Source organism: Lacticigenium naphthae DSM 19658 (assembly GCF_000425865.1).
GTDB lineage: Bacteria > Bacillota > Bacilli > Lactobacillales > Carnobacteriaceae_A > Lacticigenium > Lacticigenium naphthae.
In genome coordinates, this window is the sequence record NZ_AUEG01000002.1 from 120,211 (window position 1) to 140,650 (window position 20,440).

Annotated in this window: 19 protein-coding genes; 3 read left to right on the top strand and 16 right to left on the bottom strand. The window is 36.2% G+C overall.

All coding sequences use genetic code 11. From position 1 onward, the window contains the following. Positions 1 to 135 precede the first annotated feature (135 nt). From guaB to rsmG, 7 genes are all read right to left on the bottom strand, one after another. Positions 136 to 1,617 (bottom strand): IMP dehydrogenase, encoded by a 1,482-nt coding sequence (gene guaB / locus H626_RS0103415; protein ID WP_027108090.1) that lies wholly within the window; start codon positions 1,615 to 1,617, stop codon positions 136 to 138. A gap of 220 nt (positions 1,618 to 1,837) precedes the next feature. Beyond that, positions 1,838 to 2,542 (bottom strand): DUF1129 domain-containing protein, encoded by a 705-nt coding sequence (locus H626_RS0103420; RefSeq protein ID WP_051237768.1) that lies wholly within the window; start codon positions 2,540 to 2,542, stop codon positions 1,838 to 1,840. 47 nt (positions 2,543 to 2,589) lie between these two features. Further along, entirely contained in the window at positions 2,590 to 3,690 is a 1,101-nt protein-coding gene (gene ychF / locus H626_RS0103425; protein WP_027108092.1) for a redox-regulated ATPase YchF, read from the bottom strand. Between the two features lie 27 nt (positions 3,691 to 3,717). Next, positions 3,718 to 3,912, bottom strand: coding sequence for a DUF951 domain-containing protein (locus tag H626_RS0103430; protein WP_027108093.1), 195 nt, complete (start codon positions 3,910 to 3,912; stop codon positions 3,718 to 3,720). A 34-nt stretch (positions 3,913 to 3,946) separates the two neighbouring features. Then, entirely contained in the window at positions 3,947 to 4,828 is an 882-nt protein-coding gene (locus H626_RS0103435) for a ParB/RepB/Spo0J family partition protein (protein ID WP_027108094.1), read from the bottom strand. Next, positions 4,818 to 5,582 carry a ParA family protein gene (locus H626_RS0103440; RefSeq protein WP_027108095.1) on the bottom strand — a complete coding sequence of 255 codons (765 nt, stop codon included), beginning with the start codon at positions 5,580 to 5,582 and terminating at the stop codon, positions 4,818 to 4,820. The genes H626_RS0103435 and H626_RS0103440 overlap by 11 nt, the downstream gene beginning before the upstream one ends. A 37-nt stretch (positions 5,583 to 5,619) precedes the next feature. Next, the gene (rsmG, locus tag H626_RS0103445; protein WP_027108096.1) at positions 5,620 to 6,339 is read right to left on the bottom strand and encodes a 16S rRNA (guanine(527)-N(7))-methyltransferase RsmG; all 720 of its coding nucleotides are present in this window, start codon (positions 6,337 to 6,339) and stop codon (positions 5,620 to 5,622) included. Positions 6,340 to 6,638: 299 nt separating this feature from the next. Here rsmG and H626_RS0103450 point away from each other — a divergent pair, with 299 nt between their 5' ends. Next, the gene (locus tag H626_RS0103450; protein ID WP_027108097.1) at positions 6,639 to 7,082 is read left to right on the top strand and encodes an OsmC family protein; all 444 of its coding nucleotides are present in this window, start codon (positions 6,639 to 6,641) and stop codon (positions 7,080 to 7,082) included. A gap of 68 nt (positions 7,083 to 7,150) precedes the next feature. Here the strand turns inward: H626_RS0103450 and H626_RS0103455 are convergent, their stop codons facing one another. Beyond that, entirely contained in the window at positions 7,151 to 7,330 is a 180-nt protein-coding gene (locus tag H626_RS0103455; RefSeq protein WP_027108098.1) for a 2-hydroxymuconate tautomerase, read from the bottom strand. A 556-nt stretch (positions 7,331 to 7,886) separates the two neighbouring features. Between H626_RS0103455 and adhE the strand changes: the two genes are divergently transcribed. Further along, positions 7,887 to 10,505, top strand: coding sequence for a bifunctional acetaldehyde-CoA/alcohol dehydrogenase (adhE, locus tag H626_RS0103460; protein WP_027108099.1), 2,619 nt, complete (start codon positions 7,887 to 7,889; stop codon positions 10,503 to 10,505). A gap of 75 nt (positions 10,506 to 10,580) precedes the next feature. On the opposite strand, the gene proC is transcribed toward adhE, so the two are convergent. Continuing rightward, entirely contained in the window at positions 10,581 to 11,393 is an 813-nt protein-coding gene (gene proC / locus H626_RS0103465; RefSeq protein WP_027108100.1) for a pyrroline-5-carboxylate reductase, read from the bottom strand. A gap of 72 nt (positions 11,394 to 11,465) precedes the next feature. Between proC and H626_RS0103470 the strand changes: the two genes are divergently transcribed. Further along, complete coding sequence (locus H626_RS0103470; protein ID WP_027108101.1) at positions 11,466 to 11,906, top strand: GNAT family N-acetyltransferase; 441 nt, start codon at positions 11,466 to 11,468, stop codon at positions 11,904 to 11,906. A 120-nt stretch (positions 11,907 to 12,026) separates the two neighbouring features. Here H626_RS0103470 and H626_RS0103475 read toward each other — a convergent pair whose 3' ends face one another. From H626_RS0103475 to H626_RS0103505, 7 genes are all read right to left on the bottom strand, one after another. Continuing rightward, complete coding sequence (locus tag H626_RS0103475) at positions 12,027 to 12,446, bottom strand: Hsp20/alpha crystallin family protein (RefSeq protein WP_027108102.1); 420 nt, start codon at positions 12,444 to 12,446, stop codon at positions 12,027 to 12,029. 235 nt (positions 12,447 to 12,681) lie between these two features. Beyond that, on the bottom strand, positions 12,682 to 13,383 hold the full coding sequence (locus H626_RS0103480; protein WP_027108103.1) for a CpsD/CapB family tyrosine-protein kinase: 702 nt from the start codon (positions 13,381 to 13,383) through the stop codon (positions 12,682 to 12,684). Positions 13,384 to 13,403: 20 nt separating this feature from the next. After that, on the bottom strand, positions 13,404 to 14,180 hold the full coding sequence (locus tag H626_RS10540; RefSeq protein ID WP_051237769.1) for a YveK family protein: 777 nt from the start codon (positions 14,178 to 14,180) through the stop codon (positions 13,404 to 13,406). Between the two features lie 13 nt (positions 14,181 to 14,193). Further along, positions 14,194 to 15,486, bottom strand: a complete 1,293-nt coding sequence (locus H626_RS0103490; protein ID WP_027108104.1) for an O-antigen ligase family protein — start codon at positions 15,484 to 15,486, stop codon at positions 14,194 to 14,196. 124 nt (positions 15,487 to 15,610) lie between these two features. Then, on the bottom strand, positions 15,611 to 17,125 hold the full coding sequence (locus H626_RS0103495) for a polysaccharide biosynthesis protein (RefSeq protein WP_027108105.1): 1,515 nt from the start codon (positions 17,123 to 17,125) through the stop codon (positions 15,611 to 15,613). A gap of 75 nt (positions 17,126 to 17,200) precedes the next feature. Then, positions 17,201 to 19,096 carry a nucleoside-diphosphate sugar epimerase/dehydratase gene (locus H626_RS10545; protein ID WP_084140148.1) on the bottom strand — a complete coding sequence of 632 codons (1,896 nt, stop codon included), beginning with the start codon at positions 19,094 to 19,096 and terminating at the stop codon, positions 17,201 to 17,203. Between the two features lie 100 nt (positions 19,097 to 19,196). After that, positions 19,197 to 20,408, bottom strand: a complete 1,212-nt coding sequence (locus H626_RS0103505; RefSeq protein WP_035618442.1) for a glycosyltransferase family 4 protein — start codon at positions 20,406 to 20,408, stop codon at positions 19,197 to 19,199. Between the last annotated feature and the right edge of the window lie 32 nt (positions 20,409 to 20,440).

Below are 20,440 nucleotides of genomic sequence, written 5' to 3' on the forward strand. Positions count from 1 at the left end.
AAGAGTGTCAAGAATTTTTTTGATCTAATTGATACAAAATCAATACAAAAAAAGACAAGCAGAATATCATTCTCAAAGTAAGTTTGATTGCTCACTTTGAAAATAGCTGCTTGTCTTGGTAACTATTCAATTGTGTTAAGAAATCGAATAGTTTGGAGATTCTTTTGTTATTTGAACATCATGCGGATGCGATTCTTTCAATCCTGCACCTGTCATTTGAATAAACTGGGCATTTTCTCTTAACTCTTGAAGGCTTGCGGCTCCCACATATCCCATTCCTGAACGCAGCCCGCCAACCATTTGAAAAATAATATCTTGAACACTGCCCTTATAGGCAACGCGTCCTTCGATTCCTTCTGGCACCATTTTATTGGCTTCGGTTACTTGACTTTGGAAATACCGATCACCCGAACCTTTTTTCATTGAGCCCAAACTGCCCATCCCTCGATATGTTTTAAAGCGACGGCCTTGATAGATTTCAAATTCACCAGGTGATTCATCCGTCCCAGCTAACATGCTGCCCAACATCACCGCATGTCCGCCTGCAGCTAAGGCTTTAACGATATCTCCGGAATATTTGATTCCGCCATCTGCAATAATGGGTTTTCCAAGTTCACGTGCTACACTTGCCGCTTCATAAATAGCAGTGATTTGGGGTACACCTACACCCGCAACTACTCGTGTTGTACAAATGGATCCCGGGCCGATGCCCACTTTCACTACATCTGCACCTGCTTCAAATAAAGCACGCGTCGCTGAAGCAGTCGCCACATTCCCAGCAATTAAAGTAACATTCGGGAAAGTTTCTCTTATCTCTTTCATCTTTCGAATCACTCCAGCACTATGACCATGAGCTGTGTCCACAATAATTGCGTCCACATCAGCTTGTATTAACGCACGCGCTCTATCAAAAGTGTCATTTGTGATCCCAACAGCTGCCGCTGCAAGCAAACGTCCATGTTTATCTTTAGCTGCATGAGGATACTGTTTAATTTTTTCGATATCTTTTATTGTGATAAGCCCACTTAAACGTCCTTCAGCATCGATCAACGGAAGCTTTTCTATTTTATGTTGTTTTAAAATCTCTTCTGCTTCTTTGAGGGAGGTTCCCTTGGGGGCAGTGACCAATTGTTCCTTTGTCATTACTTCTCCAATAGAGACGCTAAAATCAGTAATAAACCGCATATCACGATTGGTTAAAATCCCCACTAATTTTTCATCTTCTAATGTGTTGACAATCGGTACCCCACTAATATGATAACGGGACATCAATTTTTCAGCTTCCATCACGGGTTGCTCGGGAGTAAGGAAGAATGGATCGATAATGACACCACTTTCTGACCGCTTCACTTTACGCACTTCATCTGCTTGTTCAGCGATAGTCATATTCTTATGAACTACACCCAAACCACCTTGGCGCGCCATAGCAATAGCCATATTGGCGTCGGTCACTGTATCCATACTTGCACTTAAAATAGGCACGTTTAAGATAATATCCTCAGATAATTTGATACTTAAATCCACATTGTTTGGTAATACATGACTCTCAGCAGGTATTAGCAACACATCGTCAAACGTAAACCCCTTTTGTACAAACTTCGTTTCCCAATTTCCCATTCTTCAATAGCCTCCAATTTTTTACTTTTAATTTTTAATTATAAACCTATCAGAGAAACACCCTAGGCGTCAAGCATATTTCTTTATCCTTTGTAAATTCTCATTCCATTATTCGCTTTGTATACTGATCTTAAAGATATCCTCTTGTTGATCCAGATAAAATAATTCTTCAAACAAAAAAATCCCCGCTTAGATGAGCAGGAAAGTTTCTGTTTTTCGATTAAATTAATGTACCTTTTATATTTAATTTTTTCTTCAAATAGAATTTTAGTCCAAAAGCAATTGCTCCAATAATCAATGTAACGGTTCCTGGCAAGAATACATTAATTGTTGGCGGAATCAACGCACTGGTTAATGTCATTAAAATGATCCATACAAACATTGATGCTATAGAAACGAGTAAATAGCGAATTAATCCGCCTTTTTCTCCTGGGACCGGAGCATTTTTTGTTATTGCAAGAACAACCCCTCCTCCGATTAGGAAGTTTAGGAGCAACGTGATCAATCCCATGCCCCCAGCTTGAGGATCTCCCCCAAACACAGAAGATAATCCTGTAACTAACGCAAACATACCTCCAAGAAGTAATGACCCATCTAAGTATAGTTTCCAGTTTTCTGATGGTTCCCCTTTTTCTTGTTTACGTTCAACTGGAGAAGCAATCAATTCATTCGAGCGTTCAGTAACGGTCCCATATAATTGACGTGCAGTGACCCCTTTATTTTGTTCAGCCACGATTTCTTTTAACATGTCATTAAACACAATCGTTCTTTCTTCTGCGGTCATGCCCGCGATTTCCAAACGACGATTTAATTTCACCATATATTGTCTGTTTTTATTCGTTAATTTCTCAAACAACGCAGTATTTTCTTTTTCCATTGTTTCCATTTCGACTACCGTATCATTCACCTTTTTTTCAGTCTTCACCTTCTCGCCCCTCTCTAAACATTTTTCAATTAATTGCATTTGCCGATTTATACATTGAAGCGGAAAAGTAAAACGTCACCATCTTTTACAATATACTCTTTCCCTTCGGAACGGTAAAGACCTGCTTCTTTCGCGGCTTGAACACTTTCATATTTATCATAATTTTCAAATGAAATAGTTTCCGCACGGATAAATCCTTTTTCAAAATCGCTGTGAATAACGCCAGCTACCTGTGGTGCTCTCATGCCTTTGTGGAAAGTCCAGGCTCTAACTTCTTGTACACCAGCAGTAAAAAAGGTTGCAAGACCAAGCAAATCATACGCTGAACGAATCAGTTTATTTAGTCCTGGTTCGCTGATACCCAGGTCTTCCAAGAATAATTTTTTCTCTTCATCTTCTAATTCAGCAATTTCTTCTTCAATAGCAGCAGAAATAACAATGACCTCTGCATTTTCTTCATCAGCAATTGCCTTTACTTGTTGCACATATTCATTCTCTTCGGGATCGGCTACATCTTCTTCCGCAACATTAGCCACGTATAGGACTGGTTTACTGGTCAATAAGAAAAATGAACGGACGATGGGCTCTTCATCTTCATTAAATTCCAACATACGGACCGGTTTTCCTTCTTCTAATACCGGTTTGATTTTTTCTAACAAAGCGAGTTCAGCTACAGCATCTTTATCTTTTGTTTTTGCAATTTTAGCTGTCCGAGCAATTCTTTTATCTACGGACTCTAAATCTGCAAGTGCTAACTCTAAATTGATCGTTTCGATATCTTCAACGGGATCGACTCGTCCACTTACGTGCGTGATATTCTCATCGTCAAAGCAACGGACGACATGACAAATAGCATCTACTTCTCGAATATTGGCTAAAAACTTGTTACCCAGTCCCTCACCCTTGCTGGCACCTTTGACAATTCCGGCAATATCTGTAAATTCAAAAGTCGTCGGCACAATTTTTTTAGGGTTGACCAGCTCTGCTAAGCGGTCCAATCGTTTATCCGGAACTTCCACGACTCCCACATTGGGATCGATAGTAGCAAATGGATAGTTGGCTGCTTCAGCTCCGGCTTTAGTAATGGCGTTAAATAAAGTAGACTTTCCTACATTTGGTAATCCTACAATTCCTGCTGTTAATGGCATAGACTTTCTCACTCTTTCTTCTCTAATTTATTCTGATTCTTTAGCTTTGACTTTTTTCAATTTCTTTTCAAAATCACGTCTTGACATGAGCACTATATGATTACATTTATCACAACGTATTTTTATGTCTGCACCCATTCGGATGATTTCCCAATGATTGGCTCCACACGCATGTGGTTTTTTCATCTCGACATAATCATGTAAATCATAGTTTTTTTCCATTAGTTTTCTCCTTTTGCTTGGATATTCAGTTTCTTTAAGAGTCTAATTGAATATCTAACAATTCAAGTATTCGGGTCAAATCCTCTGTTGAAACATATTCTATTTCTATCTTCCCTTTTTCTTTTTTATCACGAATGACTACACCCGTGCCAAATTTATCCATCAACCGTTCTTCGCTTTCACGGATATAAAAAGGTTTTTCTTGTGTTTTTACTTGTTTTTCTTTTTTTGGTTCATTCATTTGGATAACAAGCTGTTCCAATTGTCTGACCGTCAGGCTCTCTTTGATAGCTTTCTTAGCTAGTGTAGCCATCTTTGTTTTGTTTTTTAAAGAAAGCAACGTTCTCGCTTGCCCCATAGACAATTCATTGTGCTGCAATAACTGTTTGACCTCGTCAGGCAGACCCAATAACCGAAGATAGTTGGCAATATACGGTCTGCTTTTTCCTAATCGCTTAGCCACTTCTTCTTGCGTCAATCCAAGTTTGTTCATTAATAAAGAATAGGCTTCAGCTTCTTCTAATGAAGTTAAATCTTCGCGTTGCAAGTTTTCTAAGATAGCCACTTGCATCATCTTTTCTTCGTCAAGTTCACGGACGATTGCAGGAATGGTTTCTTTCTCGGCTAATTTAGAAGCACGGAAGCGTCGCTCTCCGGCAATGATCTCGTATCCCTTGACAGAAGATTCACGCACGATGATCGGCTGCAGAACGCCGGTTTCCTTGATTGATTCCGCCAATTCCTCTAAAGCAGTTGGATCAAAATTTCTTCTCGGCTGATACGGATTTGGGCGAATTTCAGTCAATGGAATCTGCTGAACACGTTCATCTTTCGACTCAACATCTTCTAATTCAGGAATATCTCCAAAAAAAGCATCGATTCCTCTGCCGAGTCCTTTACCTTTTTTATTCACCATTTTGACTCACTTCCTTCGCCAATTCTTGATAGACTTGGGCCCCTTTGGATTTCATATCATAATCAATGATCGATAAGCCATAACTTGGAGCTTCAGACAAACGTACATTTCGAGGAATAATGGTTTTATAGACCTTTTCACGAAAATATTTCTTCACTTCTTCTACTACTTCGTAGCCTAAGTTAGTCCGTGCATCTAACATTGTTAACAATACACCCTCAATTTTGAGGTTTGGATTAAAGTGTTTTTGCACTAGACGGACGGTATTCAACAATTGACTGAGTCCTTCTAAGGCATAATATTCGCATTGTACTGGAATCAAAACAGAATCACTAGCTGTGAACGCATTGATCGTCAAGTGCCCAAGTGATGGTGGGCAATCGATAAGAATATAATCATAAGATCCAGCAACTGTATGAATAGCTGCTTTTAAACGTGTCTCTCTAGCCATTAAAGTCGTTAACTCTACTTCGGCTCCAGCCAATTGAATGGTCGCAGGAGCTACAGACAGGTTTTCTCGACTAGAATCTTGAATGACATCTTCTAGGGGGGTTTCATTGATCAATACATCATAGATATCTTGACCAACTTCACCCTTACGGATGCCTAGTCCACTCGTAGCATTTCCTTGAGCATCCATATCAATGAGAAGTACACGTTTTCCTAAATGAGCAAGAGAAGCACCTAAATTAACAGTCGTAGTGGTTTTACCTACTCCGCCCTTCTGATTTGCAACGGCAATAATACGTGCCATACTTTATCCTCCATTTTTTGTTCGAGTTTACTCGGTTCTATTTTATCGGTTTTTTGTTTGGCAAACCTGGTTTCCTCGGATACTTATTCGGTGTTTCTTTTCTTTTTTCAATCATTACGATATGTCTCTCTCCGGCATCGTGCGGAAGGACAAAAGAAATATCTTCAGTTAATTTACCACCAAGTAAAGTGATCGCTTTATTGGCATCTTGTAATTCTTCCTCTGTATTGGCAGCTTTCATAGCTAGAAATTTCCCGCCTTTTTTTACTAAGGGCAAACACAATTCGGATAATACACTCATTCGCGCAACCGCTCGAGCCGTCACAACATCAAAGCTTTCACGAAAGGCTTTATTATGCGCAAAAATTTCTGCTCGATCATGATAAAGGTGTACACCCTCAAGCTTTAATTGAGTTGTTAACGCTTCTAAAAATTTTATCCGTTTATTCAATGAATCGACTATCGTAATACTTATTTCGGGATAAAGTATTTTTAGGGGGATACTAGGGAACCCAGCACCTGAGCCTACATCGCATAGACTGTGGACCCCTTGACTAAAATCTACGTATAATCCCGCAGTCAACGAATCATAAAAATGTTTTAAATAGACTTCTTCTTTTTCGGTAATCGCAGTTAAATTAATTTTTTGGTTCCACTCCTGTAACAACTTCAAATAATCAGCAAACTGCTTCATTTTTTCTTCCGTAATCGGCAAGCCACGTTTTTGAAGTTCAGCTTTAAATTCTTCCGGATTCATATTCCAAAACTCCTTTATAGCTTTACGTGAAACATTTTTGTTTCACAACACATCTTTTTTAACTCTATATCAAATAACTACTAAATACAATGGTTTTAAGCAATTTTTTACTATAAGAATAATAAAATAGAGCGTTGATTTATTTCCCTCGAATGAGTACTCTGTTCTTAATTGAAATATAGATAAAATGATTGTTGACCCACTTATTTGAGTGCTTTCTGTGAGGTCAAAAGGGTAAATAAATTGCACCTTTCAATTACACATGATATGGTGATCACAAAGAATAAGGAGGGTATTTCATGGCCAATATGACAATTAAAACAACGACCGAGTCTAAAAAGGGATTTAAGGTAACGGCAACTTCAGGGAAACACGAAATAATCATCGATGAACCTATAGGCATGGGCGGAACCGATAAAGGAATGAATCCTTTAGAAACTCTACTAGCATCCTTAGGAGGATGTAAATGTATTACTGCTAGAGCTTATGCAAAACCCCACAACATTAATTTAAACAACATTCGGATCGATTTCGAAGGAGATTTTGATCCAGATGGTTATTTAGGAAAAAATCCTGAAGCTAAAATTGGATTTTCCAAAATTGTTTCTCATTTCTACGTCGATGCTGATAATAGTTTAGAAGAGATCAACGATTTCATCGAATTTGTTGATAAAATGTGTCCGGTTCAAGATACATTAGTTAACCCGGCACAATATGAACATAAAGTTCATTTAAACGAATAATTTTCCAACAATCTAAAAAAGAGCAATCGCTTATATAAATGCGATTGCCCTTTTTTAATTTAATGAAATCATCCCATGTATTCTCCATTTTTTGTTAAGTGTGTTCTTTGCAGTTCATTCACTATCACATGAACACTTTCTTTTGAGACATTCGTATTTTTCACGACTGCTTCGACAACGTCTTCCATTAACTGTTGTATTTGTTCCTTTGTGCGTCCCTGCAACAAATCGATCCGTACGTATGGCATAAAAATCCTCCTTCCCAATTTTTAGCACTATCTTTTCTTTTAAACAAGTTACTTGAAAAACATTTTTCTATTTTCATTTAGCGGAAAATCCATCTCTTAGCAAACTTTCTACCATGAATCCTGCTTTACGATATATAAGAACAGCTCTTTGTGTCCTTCATCTATTATTGCATGTAGGCCACACATATAAAACATAAAACACCCTACACTTTTTCCATTTATAGTTTTCTCTGTCTACATACTTTTTCCCTGATCATTTTCCCTTCTGTTTTTTCCGAAACAGTATTATTGAATGGAAAAATCATGATAGTAAGACGAAAATGAGAATTTGATTAGTGAAAAAAACATTTGTGTTATTGTTATTTATTTCACAAACTAGTTGTTTCAGTTTACGCATTGTTGATTAAACCAAAAATGTAAGCGTGAAACAAAAGGTTGCTCACTTTTCTCACCTCTTATTTTTATTGTGAAATAAGTAACAAACAGTTGTTTTTGTTTGAAACACCCTCTATAATTGGTCTTGTGAACAAGATAACAAATCCAAGGGGGAGTCAAGATGGCTACAAAAACAACTGAGAAAAAAGATAAACAAGTTACAGAAGACGCACAAACAGTCGTAAATACATTAACTCAAAGAGGTCTAGAAGCTTTAAGTGTACTCGAAACATTTAATCAAGAAGAGGTCGACCATATTGTTCATCAGATGGCCTTAGCTGCAGTTGATAAACATATGGATTTAGCTAAATTGGCTGTGGAAGAAACTGGCCGTGGCGTTTACGAAGATAAATGCATGAAAAATTTATATGCTTCAGAAAATATTTGGCATGTAATCAAAAAAAATAAAACCTGTGATATCATCGAAGACAATGAAGTCGATCAAATTATAAAAGTAGCTGCTCCCGTCGGTGTGGTAGCCGGTCTCATACCAACTACCAATCCAACTTCTACAACGATCTTCAAAGCTATGATCGCAATTAAAACAAGAAATCCCATCATCTTTTCTTTCCATCCAAGTGCAGAAATTTGTTCAATCGAAACAGCTAGAATTCTATATGAAGCTGCTATTAAAGCCGGAGCTCCTAAACATTGTATCCAATGGATCGAAAACGGCTCAATGGAAAAAACAGCTGGTTTAATGAATCACCCAGATGTTGCTGTTGTTTTAGCAACAGGTGGTTCTGCAATGGTTAAAGCAGCTTACTCAACTGGAAAACCAGCCTTAGGCGTTGGACCCGGAAATGTCCCTTCTTATATCGAAAAAAGCGCTCCTATCAAACGTGCAGTAAATGATATCATTGTTTCTAAAACATTTGACAATGGTATGATTTGTGCTTCTGAACAAGCTGTTATCGTTGACAAAGAAATCTACGCTGACGTCAAAAAAGAATTTTTAGCACGAAATGTATATTTTGTGAAACAAGACGAGTTAAGTGCATTAGAAAAAGTTATGCTGAATGAAAATAAAACAGGTGTAAACGCAAAAATTGTAGGTATGCATGCACGTGGCATTGCTGCTTTAGCTGGAATCAAAGTCCCTGAAACAACTAAAATGCTTATTGTTGAACTTGAAGGAGCTGGTCCTGACTATCCATTGTCACGCGAAAAGCTTTCTCCTGTCTTGGCAATGATGAAAGCTGAATCACATGAACATGGTTTTGATTTATGTAAAAAAATGCTCGATTTAGATGGTCTTGGGCATTCTGCAGCCATTCATACAAGAGACAATCAATTGGTAGAAGAATTTGGAAAACAAATGAAAGCTTGTCGTATTTTAGTGAATTCTCCTTCTTCACAAGGTGGGATCGGTGACTTATATAATCACAACATCCCATCACTAACCTTGGGTTGTGGAACTTATGGTAGAAACTCTGTTTCTCATAATGTTTCATCATTCGACTTATTAAACATTAAAACAATTGCGAAAAGGAGAAATAATATGCAATGGTTTAGATTACCAGATCGTATCTACTTTGAAGAAAACTCAATCCGTTACTTGAGAGACATGCGTGACATAGAACGCGTCTTTATCGTTTGTGATGATGGAATGATGAAATTGGGTTATGTCAATACGGTTATCGAGCAATTGAAACAACGCAATAATCGTATTGCTTACACTATCTTCTCTGATGTGGAACCAAACCCTTCTACAAATACAGTAAATAGAGGCGTAGAAAAAATGAACGACTTCCAACCGGATACTATTATTGCTATCGGTGGAGGATCTCCAATGGATGCTGCGAAAGCTATGTGGTTATACTATGAACATCCAGAAGCTGACTTCTTTGGAGCAAAACAGAAGTATTTAGATATCCGCAAACGTACCTACAAAATCGATCCTATGTCTAAAGCAAAATTAGTCTGTGTGCCAACAACATCTGGTACAGGATCTGAAGTTACACCATTTGCCGTTATCACAGACAGCGAAACACACATTAAATACCCACTAGCTGATTATGCTTTAACACCAGACGTAGCGATCATCGACTCACAATTTGTCTACAGTGTACCTAAATCTGTTGCGGCTGATACAGGTATGGACGTATTAACTCATGCAATCGAATCTTATGTTTCTGTTCTAGCAAGTGACTATACCAAAGGATTAAGTTTACAAGCTATCAAATTAGTCTTTGATCACTTACGCAACTCTGTCGAATACGGAGACGAAGAATCTCGCGAAAAAATTCACAACGCTTCAACCATTGCCGGTATGGCATTCGCCAATGCCTTCCTTGGAATATCTCACTCCATCGCTCATAAGGTCGGCGGAATTTGGGGATTGATCCATGGACGGACTAATGCAATCTTACTTCCACACGTTATTCGCTACAATGCAATCGACCCGCAAAAACATACGATGTGGGCAAAATATGAATACTTCAGAGCACATGAAGATTATGCAATGATTGCACGTTACTTGGGATTTGCAGGAAATACAACCGAAGAATTAGTTGAATCGCTTGCAACAGAAGTAAACAAATTAGGCGAGGATGTTGGTATCAAAATGAGCTTCAAAGAACAAGGTGTCACAGAGGAACAATTGAAACGTGACGGAGATCGCCTTGCAGAATTAGCATTTGAAGACCAATGTACAACTGCCAATCCAAAACAACCCTTAATTAGTGAATTAAGAGAAGTCCTCAACCAAGCTTATTACGGTGACACAAACGCAAAGTAAAGAGTCACCTTCTCCAAAGAAAAAGCCCACCAAAATTTATTTTGGTGGGCTTTTTCTCTATCAAAAACTTTTACCTTATTTTTCTTTTTCTTCTAACTCTCTAAATTTTTTCGCTGTCTGGCCCAAAGCGTCTATCCAAACGCCCTTAAATCCACTTTTTTCTAAGGCAATGATCCCTTCGATCGTCGTTCCACCCGGACTAGAAACCTCATCTCGTAGTTGGGCAACATGCTTATCCGACTGCAACACCATTTCTGCGGATCCTTTTACAGCTAATGCTGCTGTTTTATACGCTAAGTGGCTAGGCATTCCTAAGTGCATACCTTCTTCTGCCATCGCTTCGATCAACATATAAATAAATGCAGGCGCAGATCCAGCCAGAGATCCGACTGCCGCCATCCATTTATCTTCTACTTCAATAGCCACTCCAAAGCTGTCAAACAACCCCAGTATCCTTTCCTTTTTATCTAAAGGAAATTCATCTGGAAAAGCAATTCCCGTTACACCAAGCCCTACTTGTGAAGGCGTATTCGGCATCGTCCGGACAACATAGGCCGGTGATCCAAACAACTCGCGCAGTTGTGGCAACGTGTAGTTGGGCGTTACGCTGATAAAGACTTTATCCGTCAGATCCAGCTCTTTGATTTCTGTTGAAATGGTGGGGTAACTCATTGGCTTCGTCGCTAAAAAAATCATTTCACTATTTTCGGCTACTTCTTGATTACTTTTAGCAAGACTGATACCATAAATTTGTTTGAGCCTATTTCCACTTTCTTCTGTCCTGGTACTCACGACAATGTCTTTTGGATCGATAGTATTTTGAGTTACTATTCCCGCGAGCATGGCTTCACCCATATTTCCACATCCAATAAACCCGAGTTTCTTCATTTTATTCTTCCTTTCTTTTCCTCTATTGTGTTAGTATAAACAAAAAAGCGAACAGAAAGTAGGGGGAATCATATGTGGAGCATTAAAGCTTTTGATGACTTGACTGTAAAGGAACTTCATGCAATTTACCGAGAACGTGTGGCTGTTTTTGTTGTGGAACAAACTTGTCCTTATCCAGAAGTCGATGACCTCGATTTAAGAAGTCTGCACATTTTCAAAATGGAAGCTGGACAGATTCAAGCCTATGCAAGGCTGATTATCGAACCTACCAAAGTAGCAATTGGACGTGTCCTGGTTCAGCAATCCCAAAGGGGCACAGGATTAGGTGATGAACTATTAAAACGTTCGTTGGATTATATCCTGACCGAACATCCAGACAAAAAAATCGAACTGGCTGCCCAAACTTACATTCAATCTTTTTATGAAAAGCATGGTTTTCAAAGCGTTGGCGAATCTTTCCTGGAAGATGACATCCCCCACATTCAAATGGTTTATGTAAGAAAACCTCACTGAACAAAGCAGATCGATTCATACTATTTCATACAAAAAAACACCCTGATAAATTTGGGTGTCCCATCGTTTATAAATAACAGTGACAGAATTTCACTAAAAATTCTGTCACTGTTATTTTCTTTATTTAATATCGATTTTTGTAGAAGGTTTAGTCTCTGAATCATGTTTAGGTAGTTGGACTGTCAAGACCCCATTATTAAAAGAGGCTGAAATATCTTCAGCTTTCACATCTTTCAACAAGAATTGACGGCTATAGTGACTGGATTGTCTTTCTCGGCGAATGTAATTTCCTTTTTCATCGGTTTCATCTTTTCCAGATTCATGAGAAGCAGAAATAGATAACACATTGTCATGGTAGTCTACTTCAATATCTTCTTTTTCCATACCAGGTAGATCTGCCTCTAGCAAATAACTATTTTCTGTTTCGCGAATATCAGCCTTAAATGCATTTGAACGGGAGAACATGTCATCAAATGAAGAATCAAAAAAGCGTTTACCCATATCCCAAAAGTCACGATTAGATGGAAATAATTCATTCATATTTTTCACTCCTTTCTTTATAATTTAGTTTCTTCTATCTACTGTTAGTTTAACACCCGGTCCTTAGGAGTCAAAAGAAACACCAACGATTTCCCTCTTCACAATTTTCCCAGTTCAGTGAAATTTGTGAAAATCATCAAAGAAAACAGTCTGTTTTAAGTGACATCTTCTTTCTATGAATAGTTTATCTATCCATCATTATACTTTTAATTCTTTTGTTCTTTCAAAAAAGATATTATTGATTGTAACCATAATACCCATTATCATTTTTCCTCATCCTTTTTTTATCGTTAAATATTACTCCTAATATTTTCGCATGGGATTGTTCTAACAACTCTTGGGAATGAAAAACATCTGTTTTATTAGTAAAATCTTGCTTAATAATCAAAACGGTCCCATCAACTTTAGATCCCAATATTTGTGCGTCTGATACAGGTAAAATTGGTGGGGCATCAAAAAATATGAAATCATATTTTTCTTTCAACCTTCCTATCACCGATTCCATTAAATCCGAACCTAATAGTTCGGACGGATTCGGAGGCAATGGACCACTGGTAAGTATATCGAGATTCGATTGATTTGAATGCTTTATAACCAAGTCCAGAGGGATAGTTGAATTTGTTAGTAAGGTGGTCAATCCATTGACATTATTCAGTTGAAACATCTGATGAATACTTGCATTTCGAAGGTCTGCATCGACTAATAGCACTTTCCCTCCTTGTTTAGCGAAAGAAATTGCGACATTTGCTATAGTAGTTGTTTTCCCTTCATCCGGAATTGATGATGTGAATAGGATCGTTTTAATTGGCTTTTCAACCATTGTGAATTGAAGATTCGTTCTCACCGTGTTAAATTCCTCAGAAACCGTTGAGTGCGGGTGAGTGAGTGTGATTAGATTTTGAGAACTTTTTCCCTTTTCTACTTGTTGATTAAACATAATTTTAGCTCCTCTCACAATTATTGCCTATTTAAATGGCTACTGCTAATGCGATTGCCCCTATCCGATTCTACAGGTGCATTAATTTCTGGATTTTTGATTACGGTTTGAATAGAAACTTTTTCATTATTTTTTATTGAAGATATACTGCCCAACCGTAACAAGTCTAATTCTTCTGTGATAAACTTCTCATCATGTACTTTAGTATCCAGCATTTCACGTAGAAGAATCACAGCGATACCTATAAAAATCCCAGATATTGCACCGATGACACTATTAAATAATATATTGGGTGAAACTGGCTCGTTATTAGAAACAGCAGGTGATAATATTGCAACATTGTCTATATTCATAATGTCATCTATATTATCTTTAAAAGTTATGGCTACTAAATTTGCTATTTCAGCACTTCTTGCTGGATCCGTATCGATTACTTCAATTTCAAATATTTGAGAGTTTTCCTGAATATTAACTTTGATTTTCTTTGAAAGCTCCTCTTCAGTCAATATCCCTGGTATAGCTTCGATTACTTGACTTAATACAACAGAATCACTTATGACATCTCGATAGGTATTTATCAACTGAATATTGGTTTCTATTTCTTGAATATTCACATTTTGTTGTCCATTTAAGTTACGACTTACTAGCATATTTGTTGAAGAGGAATATTGGGGAGCCATAAAGTAAGCACTAATTGAATACGCCGAAAAAAATCCAAATAAGAAAGTGAAAAATAAAATATACCATCTTTTTTTTATTAATTTTATAAGTTCTATAAAACCTATTGTCCCATTCATATGCTTTTCCTCCTTAATATTCGTTTCTTTTTATTTTTGAGTCCTTAGTTTGATTGGATTGCCGTTGTCTTTCGTATAAAAAAAAGTAAGTTTTCATTCCTACTAGCATCCAAAACAATCTGGAATAATTAAATGAAATAGCCAACGAGCTAACAAGAAAAATAAAAAACATTTCATTCACAATTTTTTGCTGCTTTGTTTCATTTGAATGATTTGTTGATGATACCATAACGAAAAAGTAAGCTAATATTACGCTTGTTATCAACAGTCCCCATTCTGCTGCTATTTGAATATACGTATTATGAGCTAAGTTTGCAGTCCTATTGATTTCCCTTGCTAAAGTCAAATAATTATCACCGATGCCTACTCCATTTAGTGGTGTACTTTTCATCACTTCCAAACCAACTTCCCACTGCAGTCCCCTACCCGATCCATCTTGAGAAACGGCTTCTTCAAAGTTCGTCAGTAATAATAGAACTCTTCCTATTGTAGGATACTCTTTAGAAATAGTTTGTAGGAAAGGTAGCAAACTAACGGTTATAAATAATGTTGAAAGAGAAATGATTGTACAGAAAAGTAGTACGAGCAGTACCGTGTTTTTTCTCATTTTTTTCCTCGGTAATTTATGAACTAGTTTTAAAACCAAGAAACCGGCCAAGGTTATAAAACCTGTTTTGGACCCGGAAAGCAATACTGAGATTATCAAGATAGTTACGCTACTGTATCTCAAAAACTTGTTCGGGATTTTTATTCCTAATGCAATAGACAAAGCAGCAATTTGAATAATTGAAAAATAATTAGGATCGTTCATAAATCCAGTTAGTCTAGTCTCACCAAACAATAGAATATGTGATAGAAAGGGGACAGGATACACTAGCATAATAACAATTCCAAGGCTTCCTACAAATACTGAAAAAATCAAAAAGTATTTTAAGAAAACTTCTAAAAGGTTCAACCTGACCACATGAAAAGCTAATATAAAATATAAAAATAATGTGCATATTTTTATATAGTCTCGAATAACGCCTACATTAGAAATTGGCATCCCATATTCTCTGGGAATAATAAAAACAGAGTTTACAATTAATAAAAATGAAAAAACAAAGAAAAACAGTAAGTAATAAGAAGGGAAAAACAATTGGTTCTTAACTAATAATAAAATAAAGGCAATCACCATTATGATGTCTGCAATGGATAGATTCAATCCAAATAAAACGTTCGATTGATTTAACAATAGCCCCACAAACATGATGGTTATTTTCAAACTATGATTACTCTGATTCTCTTTAAGTGCCAACTCTTCCAAAAAAATCACCTCCATTTACCTAAGATAATTTCTTTATCCTTTCAAAATATAAACCTTAAAACTATTTTCTTCTTGCTTAGAAGCAAATAATACTGAGACTTGTTTTATGGAAAGTATATGCATTTCAATTAATTGACTTTTCATGAACTAAATACTTGAATAAATAAAAAATGCTGATCAATTCTTTTTTATAAAAATACAGTGATATACATAAAGTAACTGAAATGGCTAAAATTGTAATTTGCAAAGCGTAGAGAATCCAATAACTGAATGTACTTAGTTCATATGAAGGTAACCATTGTGCAATTAAAATCGTTACCGCTGAACTAAAGGAAAATACAAGTATTTTTTTAATGAACGCCTTTATACTAAGATAGATAACTTCATTAGATAAATAATAAACTTCGCTTAAAGTTCTATATAACATTGCACTGAAGGTCCCTATGGCTACTCCAGTCAGGCCGAACCGTAACACGAAAATAACAGAGACAATAATATTTATGACTGCCTCGATGATTGCAATATTTCGAGTTTGTCTAAAATGTCCTGCCGCTTTAATAACTATATTATAGGGATTACGGATACAATAGATTGCTTCTGCGAGAATAAGAATTACAGCAAATTCTGGTCTTATATAATTAACATCGTAAATACCTGAAGTATAAATCTTAATAAAGGGGATAATCAAGATACCCGTTGCCGTAAACATAATTGTTGTGATTGCAAAAATTAAAAATTCATATATTTCAAAATTTCCTTTCAATGATTCTTTTTCTTGTTTGGCAATTATATTTCCAAAAGCCGCATCTACTCCTTGAGAGAATAAATAGACGATATTGCGGACACTTGCGACAACCATATAATAGACAGCGTAGACAGACACTTCTTTAATATTAGTAAATATTGTTAATAATGTAATGTCTGTATTGATATGAACGATATAGGCTACGTGATGTCCGAATCCATCCCATTTTTGTTTTAAAGCAGTTTTATCCGGTGAAATATCCCTAATTAAGTGATAATGGTTCTTCACGTACCATTTCAATAAAAATGGATGCAAGATATAAATGAACAGCATACTTAACATAATGATATGAAGAGATACTCCAGAAACTATAAGAAAAATTGTTAAACCTGTACTCGCTAAAACTGTTATCAGCTGAAATATATCTGTGATATATTTTTTTTGACTTGCTTCGAGTAGGATCTGATAAGTGATTCCCAAATAATATCGGAAAAACATATTGACACCCATTATGACAACTAAGGAGAGTGTAAAGACAAAGTCAAATGATTCCTTTACAAAATACGGATAGATCAGTGCCAAAAGAAATAGGTAACCTACAAAAAAGTAACCTACAAATTTAAAGAAATTTTGAGTAGCCTTTATAATAGAACTTATTGCCCTTTCATTTCCATCCGCCAATGGCTTATACAAAGCAGCTCGAATTACTCCTCCTAGACCGGCTTCCATTATCACCATATACGCTAGAAATTGAGTAATCGATGCTATTAAACCATTTAGTTCAGACCCAAAATACTCTAACATTAGGCGCGGCACCGCAAAACCGGTCAAAATAGTCACAGCAAGCAGCAATCCAGAAGATAAAATACTCTTAAAAGCTTGTTTACTGCGCATATTACACCCCCCCTTTCCAATACGTTCTTTTCAATCGGTTATTAATTTTTATCATGGTATTAGTTATTTCGTTAACTAACCTTTTTGTAAAACAGGTTTTGCTTCTAGTTTTTTTTCTGAATTTACTACTGATTTTGTATTCATTTGAATTTCATTATCGGTAAGTATTTCATTTGAATAATGTAACAATGCTGCTTTTACGATATGATCCTCTTCATTTTCCAAACTGGTTAAAAATTCAATCGCTTCGGGAATAGAGCCTTTAACTGCTCGACCAACAAAAATTTTATCGTATACTTTTACTCCTGTTTTTTCAGATCCTACCAGCAATTCCTCATATAATTTTTCCCCTGGTCGAATTCCCGTTTCCACAATGGAGATTTCACTATCAGAATATCCATATAATTTAATCATGCGTTTCGCTAAATCTACTATTTTGACTGGTTTCCCCATATCCAACACAAAAATTTCTCCACCTTGCGTTAAGGTACCTGCTTGAATAACTAAGCGACTAGCTTCAGGTATCGTCATAAAATACCTCATCATTCGTTTGTCAGTCACTGTTACTGGCCCCCCTGATGAAATTTGCTCGCTGAATAACGGAACCACACTTCCTCTACTTCCCAAAACATTTCCAAATCGTACGGCTGTAAATTTGGTTTTCCCTGGTTCATTTAAAGATGTCACGATCATCTCCGCAATTCTCTTCGTTGCCCCCATAACATTAGGTGGATTTACAGCTTTATCCGTAGAAATCATTACAAAAGTATCAACGCCTACTTCTTTTGCTGCTTCTGCCATATTTTTAGTCCCGATAACATTGTTTTTAATTGCTTCATATGGATTTGATTCCATCATAGGAACATGTTTATGAGCAGCGGCGTGATAGACCACATCCGGATTAAACATTCTCATCACTTGCATTATCCTTTTCTTATCCTGGATATCTGCTATGATCGGAACGATATTTATCCGATTAACGTAAGCTTTGTTTAGTTCCCCTTGAATTTTATAAATCGAATTTTCTCCATGGCCAAGAAGAATGAGTTTTTGAGGATTCATTGAGCATAGTATCCGACAAATCTCAGAACCTATTGATCCCCCAGCTCCGCTTACTAATATGACATTTCCTCGGATATTTTCCTTTATCATTTCCGTGTCCAACGTTACTTCGTCTCGTCCTAATAACTCAACTATATCTATTTCTCTAAACCTTTGTACCGATAATTTACCTTCCATTACTTCTTCTACTGAAGGTATCAAATTGACTTTTGTCGTTGTTTTTTTGCATATTGAATAAATTCGTTCCAAATCTTGCGACTTTAATGATGGAATGGCAATGGAGATTTGATCAACCTTTTTTTCTGCAACTATTCTTGGAATAGATTCCGTATTTCCTATGATAGGAACCCCCAGTATTGTCTTGTGTTGTAAATAATACTCATCATCTACCACTCCAATAATTTTTAAATTTGGAGAGTTTTTCTGAACTTGCTGTATAAATAATTTCCCCCCCTCACCAGCACCTACAACTAATGTATTGATTTTATTTGACCCCTTGAACTTCATTCTTTTCTTTTGATGTTTTTCATAGACTAATCGTATGAGAACATGTTCTCCAAAAACGAGTAAAAGAAATAACATATAAGAAACAATAATAAATCGAATACTGATCGTTCGATTAGTTATTAATCCAATCAGCCCTACACTTGTAAAACTAATTGATATAGTCAAAAATATTCTAATCATATCTTTCAGACTCGTATAGCGGTATAAACTGGAAGATATCTTTAGAAAAACTGTCATAGCTGTATAGAGCCAAAAAACATTGAGTATAAAATAGAAATAATAATTGATGGGTAAATCAACATACGGAACCAGAATAGTGTACGTAACAATACCAGACAGAATTAGTAATATTAATTCCAAACCAATTACACTAAATGTCTTAATATATTGTGATACTTTCATCAAAACCACTCCCAAAATTCGAGATAGTATAACACTGAATTATATCTATAAACTGATATACTTCTTAGATTTGCGATAGAGATACTATCATATTAATAATCTAGTTGATTTTTGAATCGATGATCTGTTGAGAGGAAAAGTTTTCAACCATATATTTTTCATATATATCACTCATCTGATTATTGACATTTTGAATTTTGTACGGGGAAATAAATCGGGTGCTCCTTTTTCCAAATTTGGTACGTAGTCTATCATTTTGGATCAACCTGATTATCTTATCTTCTAATGTTTCATAATTATCGATTTCTACAATATATCCATTTACACCATTTTGAACAAGGTCCCTATTCCCTCTACAATTCGTAACAACTAGTGGCAGTCCAATAGCCATGGCCTCCATTACATTAACAGGTAGTCCTTCTCGCCGAGATGTCGAGATAGCGATGTCAGAAAGGCTCATTAAGTTTACAATATCCTTGCGATAACCTAATAAATGTACTTGTTTAGTTAACCCCATTTGATGGATCATATTGGAATAACGAGTATGATCATCCCCGTCTCCCACAAGAAGTAATTTAGTTTGAGGGAATTTTTCAATTAAAGTTTTCATCATATTTATGGCTTGCGTTTGATTCTTGTTTTTTGAAAGCTCCGCCACATAAATCAATAGAATATCCTCTTCTGAATAACCATATAGTTCTCTTAGATATCTTCTATAATAGTTTGATGTCGGTTTAAATTTTTCGAGATTTATTCCTACTCCATTTACCAATTCAATTTCATTCATTTTAAAATGCCTATTTATAGCGTTATGATAATCTTCTGGATTGATTGTGATCAAGTAATCCGTATACGAAGAAAGTAATTTTTCAACCGTGTAAAAAATAAGCCAATTTTTTACAGGTGCTCCTTTAAAAAAATGAAATCCGTGAGCAGTATAAATCACTTTTGTCTTTCTATTATGCGTATATCTTGCGGCAAGTCGTCCTAATACTCCTCCTATTGGCGAGTGGCAATGAATAAAGGTGTAATCTTCTTGATGAAGAATACTTTTAATTTTTTGATAGACCGATATGTTGCCAAAAGAGAACGGTTTTCTTTGGATCGGTACATCGAAAACTTTAATGTTATTTCGTTCCAGTTTTTTCTTGAACTCCATGTTTTTTTGAAGCATTTCATTATTCGGATCTTGGAAGTTGGCCAAGACATGTACCTCGCAGCCCTTGTTCTGCAACAAAGAAATATTCTCCTGATTAAAGCTTTCGATCATAGGCGATATGGAAGCTAATAATAACACTTTGACTTTTGTCAATTAGATTACCTCCTATCTAGTTTTGAAGTAAC